Source organism: Noviluteimonas lactosilytica, from assembly GCF_020866925.1.
Taxonomy (GTDB): Bacteria; Pseudomonadota; Gammaproteobacteria; order Xanthomonadales; family Xanthomonadaceae; genus Noviluteimonas; species Noviluteimonas lactosilytica.
On sequence record NZ_JAJGAK010000001.1, the window covers coordinates 100,513 to 114,438 of the forward strand.

Annotated in this window: 15 protein-coding genes and 1 pseudogene; 4 read left to right on the plus strand and 12 right to left on the minus strand. The window is 68.1% G+C overall.

The window, feature by feature from the left end; all coding sequences use genetic code 11:
* The first annotated feature begins 27 nt into the window (after window positions 1–27).
* The 3 genes from LK996_RS00490 to LK996_RS00500 are packed head-to-tail and all read left to right on the plus strand — an operon-like array spanning window position 28 to window position 3,709.
* On the plus strand, window positions 28–1,224 hold the full coding sequence (locus LK996_RS00490) for an MFS transporter (RefSeq protein WP_230525218.1): 1,197 nt from the start codon (window positions 28–30) through the stop codon (window positions 1,222–1,224).
* A 37-nt stretch (window positions 1,225–1,261) separates the two neighbouring features.
* Window positions 1,262–2,173: an SDR family NAD(P)-dependent oxidoreductase gene (locus LK996_RS00495; RefSeq protein WP_230525219.1), complete on the plus strand. Its 912-nt coding sequence runs from the start codon at window positions 1,262–1,264 to the stop codon at window positions 2,171–2,173.
* Between the two features lie 9 nt (window positions 2,174–2,182).
* The gene (locus LK996_RS00500; protein WP_230525220.1) at window positions 2,183–3,709 is read left to right on the plus strand and encodes an esterase/lipase family protein; all 1,527 of its coding nucleotides are present in this window, start codon (window positions 2,183–2,185) and stop codon (window positions 3,707–3,709) included.
* On the opposite strand, the gene LK996_RS00505 is transcribed toward LK996_RS00500, so the two are convergent.
* From LK996_RS00505 to LK996_RS00560, 12 genes and pseudogenes are all read right to left on the minus strand, one after another.
* Window positions 3,706–5,016 (minus strand): ATP-binding protein, encoded by a 1,311-nt coding sequence (locus tag LK996_RS00505; RefSeq protein WP_230525221.1) that lies wholly within the window; start codon window positions 5,014–5,016, stop codon window positions 3,706–3,708. The two genes, LK996_RS00500 and LK996_RS00505, sit on opposite strands and share 4 nt — an antisense overlap.
* The gene (locus tag LK996_RS00510) at window positions 5,013–5,753 is read right to left on the minus strand and encodes a response regulator (protein WP_230525222.1); all 741 of its coding nucleotides are present in this window, start codon (window positions 5,751–5,753) and stop codon (window positions 5,013–5,015) included. Before LK996_RS00510 ends, LK996_RS00505 begins: the two co-directional genes overlap by 4 nt.
* Before the next feature lie 263 nt (window positions 5,754–6,016).
* Window positions 6,017–6,091, minus strand: a pseudogene (locus LK996_RS16715) (hypothetical protein); the annotation flags it as partial.
* Window positions 6,063–6,479, minus strand: a complete 417-nt coding sequence (locus tag LK996_RS00520) for an organic hydroperoxide resistance protein (RefSeq protein ID WP_230525223.1) — start codon at window positions 6,477–6,479, stop codon at window positions 6,063–6,065. The pseudogene LK996_RS16715 and the gene LK996_RS00520, both read right to left, overlap by 29 nt.
* Before the next feature lie 40 nt (window positions 6,480–6,519).
* Window positions 6,520–7,263: an HvfC family RiPP maturation protein gene (locus tag LK996_RS00525; protein WP_230525224.1), complete on the minus strand. Its 744-nt coding sequence runs from the start codon at window positions 7,261–7,263 to the stop codon at window positions 6,520–6,522.
* Window positions 7,256–8,113, minus strand: coding sequence for an HvfB family MNIO-type RiPP peptide maturase (locus LK996_RS00530; protein ID WP_230525225.1), 858 nt, complete (start codon window positions 8,111–8,113; stop codon window positions 7,256–7,258). The genes LK996_RS00525 and LK996_RS00530 overlap by 8 nt, the downstream gene beginning before the upstream one ends.
* Before the next feature lie 93 nt (window positions 8,114–8,206).
* Window positions 8,207–8,671, minus strand: a complete 465-nt coding sequence (locus LK996_RS00535) for an HvfA family oxazolone/thioamide-modified RiPP metallophore (RefSeq protein WP_230525226.1) — start codon at window positions 8,669–8,671, stop codon at window positions 8,207–8,209.
* A 29-nt stretch (window positions 8,672–8,700) separates the two neighbouring features.
* Window positions 8,701–9,228, minus strand: coding sequence for an HvfX family Cu-binding RiPP maturation protein (locus tag LK996_RS00540; RefSeq protein WP_230525227.1), 528 nt, complete (start codon window positions 9,226–9,228; stop codon window positions 8,701–8,703).
* Between the two features lie 137 nt (window positions 9,229–9,365).
* Window positions 9,366–9,914, minus strand: a complete 549-nt coding sequence (locus tag LK996_RS00545) for a thioredoxin family protein (protein ID WP_230525228.1) — start codon at window positions 9,912–9,914, stop codon at window positions 9,366–9,368.
* Between the two features lie 2 nt (window positions 9,915–9,916).
* Window positions 9,917–10,621, minus strand: a complete 705-nt coding sequence (locus LK996_RS00550) for a cytochrome c biogenesis CcdA family protein (protein ID WP_230525229.1) — start codon at window positions 10,619–10,621, stop codon at window positions 9,917–9,919.
* Between the two features lie 131 nt (window positions 10,622–10,752).
* The gene (locus LK996_RS00555; RefSeq protein ID WP_425493688.1) at window positions 10,753–11,196 is read right to left on the minus strand and encodes an organic hydroperoxide resistance protein; all 444 of its coding nucleotides are present in this window, start codon (window positions 11,194–11,196) and stop codon (window positions 10,753–10,755) included.
* The gene (locus LK996_RS00560) at window positions 11,193–12,290 is read right to left on the minus strand and encodes an NAD(P)H-dependent flavin oxidoreductase (protein WP_230525230.1); all 1,098 of its coding nucleotides are present in this window, start codon (window positions 12,288–12,290) and stop codon (window positions 11,193–11,195) included. The genes LK996_RS00555 and LK996_RS00560 overlap by 4 nt, the downstream gene beginning before the upstream one ends.
* A 156-nt stretch (window positions 12,291–12,446) precedes the next feature.
* On the opposite strand from LK996_RS00560, the gene LK996_RS00565 reads away from it, so the two are divergent.
* On the plus strand, window positions 12,447–13,904 hold the full coding sequence (locus LK996_RS00565) for an amidase family protein (RefSeq protein ID WP_230525231.1): 1,458 nt from the start codon (window positions 12,447–12,449) through the stop codon (window positions 13,902–13,904).
* Window positions 13,905–13,926: the final 22 nt, after the last annotated feature.

Consider the following 13,926-nt stretch of genomic DNA (forward strand, 5'->3'; position numbering starts at 1 on the left):
GGAATCCCGCGCCACGAGACCACTGCCATGCAACGCACCGAAACCCGCCCGTCCATCATCCTGCTGCTCGCGTCGCTGACCGCAATGGCGATGCTCGCGACCAACATCGTGCTGCCGGTTCTGCCGCAGATGCTGGGCGACGTGCATGCATCGGGCGCGAGCGCCTCTGCCGTGTTGTGGTCGTTCCTCGGCGTGTTCGCGATCGGGCAACTGATCGCTGGGCCGCTGTCGGATCGCTTCGGTCGTCGTCCGGTGTTGTTCGCGGGCCTGGCGATCTTCATCGGCGGCAGTTTGCTTGCGGCATCGGCCGACCAGATGAGCGTGTTGCTCGCCGGCCGCGCGTTGCAGGGCCTCGGCGCGGCCGCTGCGTCCGCGTTGTCGCGCGCCGTGTTGCGCGATCTGTTCGAAGGCCCGGCGCTCGGCCGCGCGATCGGCCTGGTCATGTCGATCATGGCGGCCGCGCCTGGCTTCTCGCCGTTGATCGGCGCGGTGATCGGCACGACGTTCGGTTGGCGCGCCACGCTGGTCGCGCTGGTGATCGCGGCGATCGGCGTTGCCATCGCGCACCAGAAGCTCGTCGGTGAATCGCATCCGAAGCCGCTGCGCACGCGCCACGGCGTCGGCAAGCTGTCGCGCGGCTACATGGCGCTGCTGAAGGACCCGCGCTTCATGCGTCCTGCGTTCGCGAACGCGATGTCGATGGGCGCGCTGTTCGCCTACTTCGCCGCGACGCCGGGCATCCTGCGCAACGTCTTCCACCTGGGCACGATCGGCATCGGCGTGTTCTTCGGCGCGGCGGTGCTGGCCGTGTTCGCGGCCGCCAGTCGTGCGTCGCGCTGGAGCGCGCGCATCGGTGCGCCGCGCGTGGTCGGCATCGGCCTGGCGATCATCGGTGGCGCGGCGCTCATCGCCTTCGCCACCGGCCTCGCGGGTGGCCTCGGCTTGCCGGTGTATGTCGCCGCTGCGACCACCTTCCTGTTCGGCATCGGCCTCACGCAGCCGACGACCACCGCGATGACGCTGCAGCCGTTCGCCGCGCAGGCGGGCCAGGCGTCGGCACTGCTGGGCTTCCTGCAGATGGGCGCGGCGACGCTCACGCTCGTGCTGCTGCAGGCGCTCGCGCTGTCGCCCACCGTCGCGCTCGCGCTGCTGATGGCCGCTGCCGCCGCGTCCGCACTGTTCGTCATTCGTCCCGCGTTCGCCCCGGCGCCTGCCGCTGCCTGACGCCTTTCCCCGTTCGATCCATCGTCAGAGAATTTCCATGAACACCCAAGCCCCCATCCTCGTCACCGGCGCCGCAGGCGACCTCGGCGCCATCGGTCGCAACGTCACCACGTTCCTGCTCGAAAAAGGCCACCGCGTGCGCGCCCTCGTGCGTCGCGAAGACGATCGCGCGCAGGCCCTGCGCGATCTCGGCGCCGAAGTCGTGCAAGGCGACCTCACCGACCTCGAGTCGATGCACGCGGCGATGCAGGACGTGAAGCGCCTCTACTTCGGCATGTCGGTGTCGCCCGCGTACCTGGAGGCCACCGTCAACGTCGCCGCGGTCGCCAAGCACCACGGGGTCGAGGCCTTCGTCAACATGTCGCAGATGACCGTCACCCAGATGAGCATCACCGAGACGACGAACAGCCCGCAGCACAAGCAGCACTGGCTCGCCGAACAGGCGCTCGCGTGGTCGGGCCTGCCGGTGGTGACGATGCGGCCGACGGTGTTCATCGAGAGCTTCTTCCTGCGCCTGGCCGCACAGGGCGTGCGCGAACAGGATGCGATCGTGCTGCCGCTGGGTACGAGCAGGACATCGCCGATCTCTTCGATCGACGTGGCGCGCGCCGTCGCGACCGTCCTCGACGATCCCGCGCCGCACATCGGCAGGATCTACAACCTCACGGGTGCGGAGTCCGCGGATGTCGCGCATTACGCGCGCACGTTTTCCGACGTGCTCGGCCGCGAGATTCGCCACCAGGACGTGCCGCCCGCCGCGTGGAGCGAGCGCCTCGCGCAACTGGGAGTGCCGGCGCACTTGCTGGGGCATCTCGCCGCGATGGTCGAGTTGCATCGCGAAGGCCGCTACGACCGCATGACCGACGACTACACGAAGCTCACCGGGCGCGCGCCGACGACCATGCGCGAGTTCGTCGAACGGCATGCCGCCGAGTTCGCGAAGGCGTAAAACTGGTGCATGGCACTGTGGCACCACGAGGCGCGTGTGGCGAGCAACGATTGGCTCGCGTGGGCGAGCGCCTCGTGGAATGAGATGGAGACCACGTGCGATGCGCGCGTCGCCGACACCGCGGCGTCGACCGCAACGCACTGCACGGAACGCCTGTTGCAACGGCTGCTCGCCAGGCACGCGTCCCCGTGGACCGAAGGCGTTGCGTCGATCGACGGTGTTCGCCTGCAGGTCGAGTTTCGCGATCTGTCTCCCTGCCTGAAGTCGTCGCTGCGCATCGCGACCGCACAATCCGTGGCGATGGAGGTCCTCGGCGGCACGCGTCTTGCCATGCCGGGGTTCGGCGTCCCCCTTGTCGTCGACTCGCCACCCTGCGACGACTCGCCGTACTGCGCGTTGCTGCCCTACGAAGGCGTGCATCGCGCCGCCACCGCGTGGATCGAAGCGCCCGCCGCGGGCGCGACGCTGCCGAAGCTCGTCATCGCCGATCCGTTGCGCCATCCGGTACTGAAGACGCGTCGCGCGGCGCGCACGCTCGCGCTCGATACGTCGGCGCCGTTGGCGCGGGCCGCCGCCGCATCGCGACTGCATCGCCTTTCGCGCCTCGGGCTCGTGCGCAGCGTCGAAGTCGCGCGTCACGCGGGCGTCCACGTGCTGCAGGACTACGATCCGCACAAGCGCACGCTGGTGATGATCCATGGCCTCGGCAGCACGCCGCGCGTGTGGCTGCGCGTCACCAACGCGATCTGGGGCGATCCGGAGTTGCGTGCGCGCTTCCAGGTCTGGCACGTGCTGTATCAGACCGACGCACCGACCATCGTGTCGCGCAAGCGCGTGCAGACCTATCTCGAGGACGCGTGGCAGCTCGTCGATCCCGCGGGCCTCGACGCGGCGCGCGAAGGCATCGTGCTGATCGGGCACAGTCTCGGGGGCGTCGTTGCGCGCCTGCTCTGCGTCGACAGCGCATTCGCGCTATGGGACGCCGGCTTCACCGTACCGCCCGAACAGGTCCACAGCGATCCGGAAGGCGTGCGCTCGGTGCAGGAGGTATTCGCGTTCACCGCGTATCCGGGGGTGACGCGCGCGATCTTCCTGGCCGCGCCGCATCGCGGGAGCCCGAAAACAGGCACGCTCACCGGGAACATCGCGCGCGTGCTGATCGGTCGCGGCGTGCCGGAGATCGCACGCCTGCGGCGCCTGGCGATCGATCACCCGGACGCCGTGCAGCCTGCGTTGCAGGCGATCTATCGCCGCGGCGCCGTCAACAGCATCACGTCGCTGCAGGTCATGCAGCCGATCCGCAAGGCCAGCGAACGCCTCCTGCCGCGCGATGGCATCCGCTACCACACGATCGCCGGCGTGATCCGGCATCGCGGCGCCGCACGCACCGACGGCACCGTGCCGCTCGACAGCGCCTTGCTCGAAGGCGCGCAGTCGACGCTGGTCATTCCTTCCGCGCACGGGATCTGCAACGAACCGGCCGCCATCGCCGAAGTGCAACGCATCCTGCGCGAAGACGTCAGGTCGTTGCATTAGTCGTTCGTCGGCAGGCGTACTGTCGCTTCGAGACCGCCGCCTTCGCGATTGCGGAGCACCAGCGTCGCACCGAGCGACGCCGCGAGTTCCTGCGCGATGGCAAGGCCGAGGCCCGTGCCGCCAGTGTCGCGATTGCGCGAGGACTCGAGGCGATAGAACGGGTGCAGCACGTTGGCGAGCTCCGCTTCCGGGATGCCTGGGCCGCGATCGGCGACGCGCAACAGGACCGCGTCCGCTTCGACGTCGGCATGCAGGACCGCGGGGCCCGCGTACTTGAGCGCATTGTCGACAAGGTTCGCCAGCAGGCGACGCAACGCGTGCACGCGCGTTTCGATGTGCAGGCCGGTGTTGCCTGCGAGGGTCAATGACTTGCCGGAATCGCGATAGTCGCAGGTGAAGCTGTCGAGGAATGCATCAAGATCGACCCGCTGCCGCGGCTCCGCGGCACCATGCGCACTGCGCGCGTAGGCGATGCCTTCGCGCACCAGGTGCTGCATCTGCACGAGGTCTTCGGTCATCTTCTCGCGCGTCGTCGCATCGTCGAGCGCTTCCGCGCGCAGGCGCATGCGCGTGATCGGCGTCTGCAGGTCGTGCGAGATCGCCGCGAGGATCTGCACGCGTTCCTTCACGTATTGCGCGATGCGGTCCTGCATGGCGTTGAATGCGGATGCAGCCTTGTCGACTTCCGTCGAGCCGCCGGGCGGCAGGCGCGCGCCCTCACCCGTCGGGCTCAGGCGATCGGCCGCATCGGCCAGTTGCTTCAATGGCCGCGTCGCGATGCGCACCGCGAGCCACGCGCAGACGAGCAGCAGGACCACCTGCACCGCGAGCACCCACGGCAGCCAGTCGGCGATCGGCGCGACCGACGGGGTCAGGTCGATGGTGAGCGGCGTGCCATCGGAGAGGCGCACATGCACCTGCATCTGTTGCGGGCCGACCTTGTGCGCCTCGAACGGATACTTCGCCTCGAGCCCGCGCTCGATGCGCATCACCATCTCGCGCGCCATCGGATCCGTCAGCGCAACGCCCTGCTCTCCCGGGCCCAGCGTGTAGGTCACGGTGCGCCGGTGCAGGATCGGCAGGATGGCGGCGCGATCTTCGGGCCGCAGGCGATCGAGCGTGTTCACCGCGACGATCACGTCGTGCTCGACGTTGGTCATCAGCATCGAGCGCGCGTAGACGTAGCGTTCGTAGAACAGGAAGCCGAAGGACAGCGCATGCGCGAGCAACAGCCCGGCGCACAGGATCAGCGACAGGCGCGCGGCGAGCGTCTTCGGCTGCCACCAATGCGTGGCGCGCGCGATCATTCGCCGTCGCCGGCGAGCGAGACAGCGGCGCTGAACACGTAGCCTTCGCTGCGGACGGTCTTGATGTATTGCTGCTCGCGCGCGTCGTCCTGCAGGCGTTGACGCAGGCGGCTCACCAGCAGGTCGATGGAGCGTTCGAACAGCTCCGCGTCGCGCCCCTGCGTCAGGTTGAGCAACTGATCGCGCGTGAGCACGCGATTGGGATGATCGAGGAACACGCGCAGCAAGCGGAACTCGGCGCCGCTAAGCGCGACGACGGTGTCGTCCTGCGCCAGCAGATGACGCGCCGTCGTATCCAGGCGCCAGCGGCCGAAGGCGATGAACTGGCTCGCTTCGGTGACCTGCAGGTTCGGCGGCAGCATGCGCGTGCGACGGATCACCGCGTTGATGCGCGCGAGCAGTTCGCGCGAGGAGAACGGCTTGGTGACGTAATCGTCGGCGCCCATCTCCAGGCCGATGATGCGATCGGTCGCATCGTCGCGCGCGGTCAGCATGATCACCGGGATCGCCTTGTGCTTGCCGGCGCGCAGGTTGCGCGCGAGCGACAGGCCGTCTTCGCCCGGCATCATCAGGTCGAGCACGATGAGATCGAAGGCATGCGTGTCGAGCAAGGCGCGCATCTCGCGCCCATCGGCCGCGGTGGTCGCGCGCAGTCCGTTCTTCTGCAGGTAGTCGGCGACCATCTGGCGGATCTCGCGATCGTCGTCGACGACCAGCACGTGGTCCAGGGATTCCATGCGCGCCTCGGCTTGCCGCGGTTGCGGCGATTATGCATCGGGGCCCGCGGGCGCGCCGCGCCATCCAGGCGAGGCGCGCCGACGGGGTTGGCGTCGCCGTCGAGGACTTCGCCGGCGTTGGATCCGGCCATGTCTTCGCCGTCGCCGCGCAGGTGGCGCGGGAGCGTGGCTTCGCTGTATTCCGGGCGGCCGCCGTTGGTCGCGTTTTTCTCGGGGCGCAGCACGATGTCGGGCTGGATGCCGAGCGCCTGGATCGATTTGCCGCTCGGCGTGTAGTAGCGCGCGGTGGTGAGTTTCACCGAGTCGCCGTCAGGCGACGAGCAACTGCACATCCGCATTGCCGCGCGTCATGCGCGAATACGGGCACGTCTGGTGCGCGGTTTCGACGAGCGCCTGCTTGGTCTTCTCATCGAGGCCCGGCAGCGACACGTTGAGGCGCACGGCGAGCTGGAAGCTGCCTTCGGCGGTCTTGCCGAGGTCGACTTCCGCGTCGACAGCCGTGTCGGCCGGCAGCTTCACGTTCTGCGCGCGAGCGGCGAATTCGAGCGCACCGATGAAGCACGCCGAATACCCGATGCCGAACAACTGCTCCGGGTTGGTGCCGGGACGGCCCGAGCCGGGCGTGCTCAGCTGCAGGTCGACCGCGCCGTCGCTGGTGGTGCCGCGGCCGACGCGGCCGCCGGTGACGTGGGTGTTCGCGGTGTAGACAACAGTTTCGAGGGACATGGTGTTTCCAGTGGTGGGGGGTTGCTGGGGTGACGCGGGGTTACAGCGGGGTTGCGAGTACGACGCCCTGGGTGCGGAGGGTTTCCAGCAGCGTCGCGCCTTGCGCTTCGAATTCGACGGGATCGGTTTGCAGTTCCGCGGCGAGCGCGGCGAGATGTGCGCGGCCCGTGTCGGCGGTGTCGCCGATCTCGGACAGCAGTCGGTAGACCAGCGGCGCGATGCGCACGAAGCGCACTTCGTGTTCCGCGTCGCGATGCACGAGCAGCGTCGTCGGTTGTTCGGGCATGGCGTTCGGGACGAAGCCCGGACCGATGTCGGTCACCGGCCACCGATACGCGAGCGGCAACGCGAGCGGCGACAGCACGAGCACGTGGTCGAGCACATCGCCACCCACGTCGTGCGGCGGCATGCGCGCGTCGCTGGTGAACAGCTGCTGCTCGACCCACTCGTAGTGCGCGAGTTCGGGCAGCCACGCCGCGATCGCCGGATCGCCCGCACGCCCCTCGAGGTAGTCGACGAATTCCTTCGCCAACTGCGGGAACAACGGCGTGCGACTGCGGTGCTGCGAGAAGAACGCCTGCACCAGCGCCCTCCACCTCACAGCGCCCAAGGTTTCGCGGATCACCGGGAAGCCCGAGGACAGCAACGTGTCGACGTTGTTGAAGAACAACTCGCGGTACACCTTGAGCCGGCGCGCTTCGATGCGCGGCGGCGGCGCATGGCGTCCCGGGTCGCGGATGTGTCGCGCCAGGGCGAACTGTTGCTCGCGCAGGACATCACGCATGGGACAGCGCCTTCAGTCGCGCACGATCGTGGTAGATCGTCTGGATGGAGCGGATGCGCCCGGTTTCGGTGAGCAGTTCGGCCAGCGGCGGGAAGTTGAAGTCGCGCTCCAGCAGCGTCGGCTTCACGCCGAAGCGGCGATACGCGCTTTCGAGCAGCGTCCACACGTCCGCCTTCACCGGTGCGCCATGCGTGTCGACCTTCAGGTCGATGTCTTCGTCGAAATGGCCGGCGATGTGGTACTGCGCGATGCGATCCGCCGGCAGGCGCGCGAGGAAGCTCTCCGCGTCGTACCCGTGGTTGATCGCATTGACATAGAGGTTGTTGACGTCGAGCAGGAGGTCGGTGTCCGCCTCCGCGAGGACGGCGTTGATGAAGTCGACTTCCGCCAGCGCCTGGAACGGCGCGGCGTAGTAGGACACGTTTTCCACCGCGATGCGGCGGCCGAGCACGTCCTGCACCTGGCGGATGCGCGAGGCGACGTGCTTCACCGCTTCATCGGTGAAGGGAATGGGCATGAGGTCGTACAGCTGACCGTCGTCGGACGTGTAGCTCAGATGCTCGCTGTACAGCACGACGCCGTGGCGCTCGTTGAATTCGCGCGTCCGGCGCAGCAGGTCCATGTCGAGCGGTTCGACGCCGCCGAGCGACAGCGACAGGCCGTGCGCACTGATGGGAAAGCGTGCGGCCAGCTGAGCGAGCTGTTCGCCGAATCTGCCACCGACGCCGATCCAGTTGTCGGGCGCGACTTCGAGGAAGTCGACCGCACCATGCTTCATCGCAAGGAGCTCGGGCAACAAGCCGCGTCGCAGGCCGAGGCCGGCCGTGGTGGTCGAATCGAGGGTGCGCATGGAAAAGGTTTCCTGGAAGAGCGCGCCCCTGCCACGCGGCAGGGGCGCGTATCGAACACGTGGATCGACAGCAGGTCGATCGCAAGCAGGCGTTTACTTGGTCGGGACGTCGTGGAACAGCCCGCTAGGCAACTCGCGACCGTTGTCGTTGTAGGCCGCCTTGACGCTCTCGTACGACTCACGCTCGTCGATGAAGCCGTCGCGGTTGACGTCCTTCTTCGCGAACAGGGCGTTCTGGCCCGGCGCGACAGCGAGGAACTCGGACAGCGAGATCAGCGCGTCGTCGTTGGTGTCGGCGGCGTTGAAACGCTCGTCGCCGCACTGACCTTCGCCGCACTTGCCTTCGGCCGTCTTCTTCGCGGAAGCCTGCTTGGTGGGCTTCTCATCGGAACCGCACTTGCCTTCGCCGCACTTGCCTTCGGAAGCGGCGTGCGCAGCGGCGACCATGTAGCCCTGCGCGAGCGGCTGCATCGCGAAGGCCGAGCCGCTCAGCACGAGGCCGGCGAGCGCGAGGCCGAGCATTCCGGCCGACTTGTTGCGGGTGTTGTCACGGGACATTGGCATAACTCCAGGGGGGAAGGTGCGGCTCAGGCCGCGTGGGTTGCATCGCGGGGGCGATACAGATTCGAAACGAGGTGGTCGACGCTGAAGCGACCGCCGCCGTTGAACATCAGCGGCACGAGCATCAGCAGGAACAACAGCGGCAGCTTGTAGTTGCCGAACCCGTCGTCGGTGATCGCGTAGCCCTGCCACAGTTCGGCGAAGCTCGACCACTGCGCGGGCCAGTGCACCGCGTCGATCGCGACGATGGTCAGCACGAACAGCGAGATCGCGGCGAAGCGCGTGCCGACGCCGAGCAGCAGCGCGGCGGCGCCGATCAGTTCGACCCAGGTCGCGAGCGTCCAGTTGAGGTTCGCGCTGAGCAGCGAGAACGGCAGCGGGAACTTGTCCGCGATGTCGGCGAACCAGTTGTCGCCGTAAAGCTTCTCGCGGCCGGCCTCGAAGAACTCCCACGCAAGGATCGCGCGCAGGCCCAGCGGTGCGACCCAGTGGCCGGCGCCGTCGAGGCGGCGCGTGATCGATGCGTGCGCCTTGTGGAGGGTGGAAAGAGACATGGGTGGGTGTTCCTGGTGGAGTGCGTCGTTGCGTGGTGTGTATTTCGCGCCGCGCCGGTATCCGGGGGATGTCGGCGCGGCGCGCGTTTGGTCGCACCGCGTGTCGCCTGGGCGAGTGGATACAAACCGTTACGAAGTCACTTCGCGGCCAGCAGCGCCTTGATGTGCGCTTCGGTCTGCATGTACGCGCCCTCGCCGAAGTGCGCGTAGGTCACGCGTCCCTGCTTGTCGACCAGGTACAGCGCCGGCCAGTAGCGATTGCCGTACGCGTTCCAGGTCTTGTAGGCGTTGTCCTGCGCGACCGGATAGGTGATGCCGAAGCGCTTCACCGAGGCCTGCACGTTGCCGAGGATTCGCTCGTGCCCGTATTCGGGCGTATGCACGCCGACGACGACGAGACCGTCCTTCTCGTACTTTTCGTGCCATTCCTTGACGTGCGGCATCGTGCGGATGCAGTTGATGCAGTCGTACGTCCAGAACTCCACGAGCACGACCTTCCCGCGCAACTGCTGCATCGTGAGCGGCTCGGTGTTGATCCAGTTCTGGATGCCGGCGAATTCCGGCGCGGTCGGCGCCGAGGCGCCCTTCGCGGCGTCGACGGTGTACGGCGTGGCGGAGGTGTCGGCCGCGCACGCACCGGTCAGGCATGCGGAAGCAAGGGCGGCGGCGGCAAGCATCTTGTTCATGATCAGAGTCCTGTGGAAACGGCGGGGAGCCACTGCGTCGCCCACGCGGTCAGGGCGACGTCGTAGTGGAAGAACTGGAGGACAGCGACCGCGATGGCGACGACACCGAACACCGTGCGAAACAGGTCGGCGCGCCGGGTGAGGACGGCCAGGCGCGCGGAGACCCAGCGACCGCCATAGGCGATCGCGAGCATCGGCACGCCTGCACCGATGGCATAGAGCGCGAGCAGCCCCGTGGCTTCGCCGGGCGCCTGCGAGCTCGCGGCGAGCGCGAGTACCGATGCGAGCACGGGGCCCGCGCACGGCGTCCACGCGGCGCCGAGCGACGCGCCGATGAGCAGCGCACCGAGCTTGCCTTCAGGTATGCGCACGGGAGCGCGGCCGCTGGAGAACTTCGCGCGCAGCATCGCGAAGCGCGCGACCAGCCATTCGAATGGTGCGGGCCACACGCACGCGATGCCCGCCAGCAACAGGATGCCGATCGATGCGTTGCGGATGCCGTTCTGCAGCTCGCCCGAACTGGCGGCGAGCGCGCCGATCAGGATGCCGCCCGCCGCGAACGTCGCGACGAACCCGGCGATGATCAGCAGCGGCTCGATCCTGCTGCGGCCCGCGGTCGTCGCGAGCACGATGGGCAGCACGGGAAGGATGCAGGGCGATGCGATCGTCGCCATGCCGGCGGCGAACGCCAATACGTGATCGAACATGCGGGATCCTGCGCGAGCTTCGGGGTCGCGCAGGATCCGGCTGGAACGTATTGCGGTTGTGTCGCGCGGGCGCGGGCTTGCAAGCCCGTGTATCGCCTACGCGCGCGGATACATTCGGTTACACGTTGGGGCTACGCGATCTCGAACTGGATGTCGATGTTGCCGCGCGTTGCCCGCGAGTACGGGCAGACCTGGTGCGCGGCTTCGACGAGTTCGCGCTTGAGCGCCATCTCGAGACCGGGGATGTCGATGCGCATCTTCACCGCGATCTGGTAGTTGCCGTCGGCGATGTTGCCGAGCGTGACCTCCGCGTCGATCGCGGTCTCCGGCGGCATGCGCATCTTGCGCTGGCCCATCACCGCGCCGAGCGCACCGAGGAAGCACGCCGACCAGCCGACGCCGAACAAGGCTTCGGGGTTGGTGCCGGGCTTGCCGCTGCCCGGCATGGCGAGCTTGACGTCGAGGTGACCGTCCTCGGAACGGCCGGTGCCGTCGTGGCGGCCGCCGACGACGTGGGTGTGCATCGTGAAGAGCGCCTTTTCGATCGGCGCGACGTTGGACGTGGACGAGTTCATCGCATGGCTCCTGTCGTGGGGGATGACGCGTTGGAAGTGCGTGCATCGATCAGTTCGCGTGCGAGCGTATGCACGAGTTCGCCTGCCGGCATCGCGCGTGCGAGCGGCGCGCCCTGCCCGGCCCACTGCGCACCGTAACCGCTGGAACCTGCTGCCTTCGCGGCGGCGTGCAAGGCCTTCCCCGCTGCGTAAGCGATCGGGTAATCGGGAATGTCGGCGTCGTCGAGCGTCGCGCCCAGGCGCGTGAAGTCGTTGGGCAAACCGCGCGCGGGGCGACCGGAGATCGCGCGCGTCATGACCGTGTGGTGCGCATCGGACCCGAGCAGGCGCTCGCGATAGGCAGCATCGGCGAGCGATTCATCGGTGGCGACGAACGCGGTGCCCAGTTGCGCGGCGCTCGCACCCAGCGCCATCGCGGCCGCGATACCTGCGCCAGCCATGATCCCGCCCGCCGCGACGATCGGCAGCGACACGTTGCGCGCGAGCACGCGCGTCAACGCGAAGGTGCCGAGACGCGCGTCTTCAGCTTCCGGATCGAACATGCCCCGATGTCCGCCAGCTTCGTACCCCTGCGCCACGATGGCGTCGAGTCCCGCGGCTTCGATCGCACGTGCTTCGTCGAGGTTGGTCGCGGTCGCGAGCAACACGATGCCGGCATCGCGCAGCGCCGCGACCTGCGCCGCGTGCGGAAGACCGAAGTGGAAGCTCACCACGCGCGGGCGTTCTTCGACGAGCAGCGCAAGCACGTCTGCGTCGTCGAGGAACGACACGTACGGCGAGCGCAACGCCTCCGGCGGTTGCGCGCCGAAGCGCTCGAACCCGGGACGCAGGCGTTGCAGCCACGCCGCTTCCCTGCGCGCATCCGCGACCGCGCTGCGGTGCACGAACACGTTGACGTTGAGGGGTCCCGTGCACAGCCGCTTGAAGGCATGGATCGCTTCGCGCGCCTGCGTGGCATCCATCGCGCCGACCGCGATCGCACCCAGGCCGCCGGCCTGCGAAACGGCCGCTGCCATCGCGGGCGACGACACACCCGCCATCGGCGCCTGCAGGATCGGAAGCGGGATGCCGAGCGATTCGAGCAAGGGGCGCATCGCGCGATTGTGTCATCCGCCGCCGCTCCCGGCATGGTGCGGCCGGGCACGACCAGAATCGAGGGATCTGCGACATTCAGGCCATCGGTCTCCGCGCGTAGATTGCGGCCTCGCCCCCGCCCCATCACGCGGGGCAATCAAGACACGAGGTGCTCCATGTTCGAGAACGAATCCCCCGCCCGCAGCGCGTCATCGCACGAGGCCGACAAGCTCGCCGAACTGGGCGTGGCGAGCGCAGCAGCGGCCATTCGCGATGGCGCGATCTCGTCGGAGCGCTATGCCCTCGCCCTGTTGCAGCGCGCTCGCGATCACGCGAACTTGAATGCCTTCATCACCATCGATGAAGCGGCCGTACTCACCGCGGCGCGCGATGCGGACAAGGCGCGCGCCACTGGCGCCACGGCCCCGTTGCTTGGCGTTCCGTTGGGCGTGAAAGACAGTTACCTGACGCGTGGCATTCGCACCACGCTCGGCGTCGGGAACCTCGCGCACTACGTGCCCGATCGCGATGCCGCGCTCGTCGCGACGCTCAAGCATGCAGGCGGCATCGTGTTCGGCAAGAACAACCTCGTCGAGATGTCCTATGGACTCACCGGCAACAACGCGCCCTACGGCCAGGCGAGGAATCCGCGCAACCCCGACCATGTCACCGGTGGTTCGTCGAGTGGCGCAGGCGCTTCCGTCGGCGCGCACATCGTGCCTGCCGCGTTCGGTGGCGACACGGTCGGGTCGATCCGCGTGCCGGCTTCGCTGACCGGCGTGGTGGGCTTCAAGCCCACGCCGGGGCGCTGGTCGGGCGATGGCGTCGCGCCGATTTCGCACACGCTCGACACGCCGGGCGTGCTCGCGCGGTCCGTCGAGGATTGCCTGCTGATCGACCACGTCGTCACGCGTTCGCCTTTCACGGCGACGCGCGGACCCGCCGATCTGCGTGGCGTTCGCTTGGCCTATGCGCCCAGGCAGCATCTCGAACGGATCGAACCGGAGGTCGAGGTCCGTTTCAACGAAGTGCTGCGTCAGTTGCGCGCGGAAGGCGCGGACATCGTCGAGATCGATCTCGGCGACGACTACGCGTCGATCGTCGAACGGTCGACGTGGCGCATCTTCTTCCACGAAACGATGGACGCCGTTGCGGAGTTCCTGCGCATCAACGACGTGCCCGTCGTGTTCGAGGAGATCCTGCGCGACCTCAAGCCCGGGCTGAAGGAAGCCTGGGGGCACATGGTGCTTCCCGGTGGCGCAGGCTTCTCTCGCGCGGAGTACGACCAGGCAGTCACCGTCGATCGTCCGGAGATCCAGCGCCGATACGACGCCGCATTCACGGCCGGCAACGTCGACGCGCTTCTGTTCCCCACGACGCCCACCACGGCGCCGTCGATCGCGCACCAGTCGAACTTCTTCATCGCGGGCCACGAGGTCACCGACCTGGCCCTGGCGAAGCACACCATCGGCGCAAGTCTGGCCGGCTTGCCGGGCATCAGCCTTCCGATGGGCCGCTCGAGCGTTAGGCTCCCGCTGGGCTTGGAACTGGATGGTCCGCGCGGCCAGGACGGCCGCTTGCTCGATCTCGCGCGCCGCGTGGAAGCCGTCCTGGGAGGATCGAGCCCCGGATGAAACACCCTGAAACCGAAGGAAT

Coding starts and splice junctions, on each gene's coding strand:
- LK996_RS00495 (WP_230525219.1), top strand. CDS start 1,262: ATGAACACCCAAGCCCCCATCCTCGTCACCGGCGCCGCAGGCGACCTC.
- LK996_RS00550 (WP_230525229.1), bottom strand. CDS start 10,621: ATGTTCGATCACGTATTGGCGTTCGCCGCCGGCATGGCGACGATCGCA.
- LK996_RS00540 (WP_230525227.1), bottom strand. CDS start 9,228: ATGTCTCTTTCCACCCTCCACAAGGCGCACGCATCGATCACGCGCCGC.
- LK996_RS00490 (WP_230525218.1), top strand. CDS start 28: ATGCAACGCACCGAAACCCGCCCGTCCATCATCCTGCTGCTCGCGTCG.
- LK996_RS00520 (WP_230525223.1), bottom strand. CDS start 6,479: ATGTCCCTCGAAACTGTTGTCTACACCGCGAACACCCACGTCACCGGC.
- LK996_RS00505 (WP_230525221.1), bottom strand. CDS start 5,016: ATGATCGCGCGCGCCACGCATTGGTGGCAGCCGAAGACGCTCGCCGCG.
- LK996_RS00555 (WP_425493688.1), bottom strand. CDS start 11,196: ATGAACTCGTCCACGTCCAACGTCGCGCCGATCGAAAAGGCGCTCTTC.
- LK996_RS00565 (WP_230525231.1), top strand. CDS start 12,447: ATGTTCGAGAACGAATCCCCCGCCCGCAGCGCGTCATCGCACGAGGCC.
- LK996_RS00530 (WP_230525225.1), bottom strand. CDS start 8,113: ATGCGCACCCTCGATTCGACCACCACGGCCGGCCTCGGCCTGCGACGC.
- LK996_RS00560 (WP_230525230.1), bottom strand. CDS start 12,290: ATGCGCCCCTTGCTCGAATCGCTCGGCATCCCGCTTCCGATCCTGCAG.
- LK996_RS00545 (WP_230525228.1), bottom strand. CDS start 9,914: ATGAACAAGATGCTTGCCGCCGCCGCCCTTGCTTCCGCATGCCTGACC.
- LK996_RS00535 (WP_230525226.1), bottom strand. CDS start 8,671: ATGTCCCGTGACAACACCCGCAACAAGTCGGCCGGAATGCTCGGCCTC.
- LK996_RS00510 (WP_230525222.1), bottom strand. CDS start 5,753: ATGGAATCCCTGGACCACGTGCTGGTCGTCGACGACGATCGCGAGATC.
- LK996_RS00500 (WP_230525220.1), top strand. CDS start 2,183: ATGGCACTGTGGCACCACGAGGCGCGTGTGGCGAGCAACGATTGGCTC.
- LK996_RS00525 (WP_230525224.1), bottom strand. CDS start 7,263: ATGCGTGATGTCCTGCGCGAGCAACAGTTCGCCCTGGCGCGACACATC.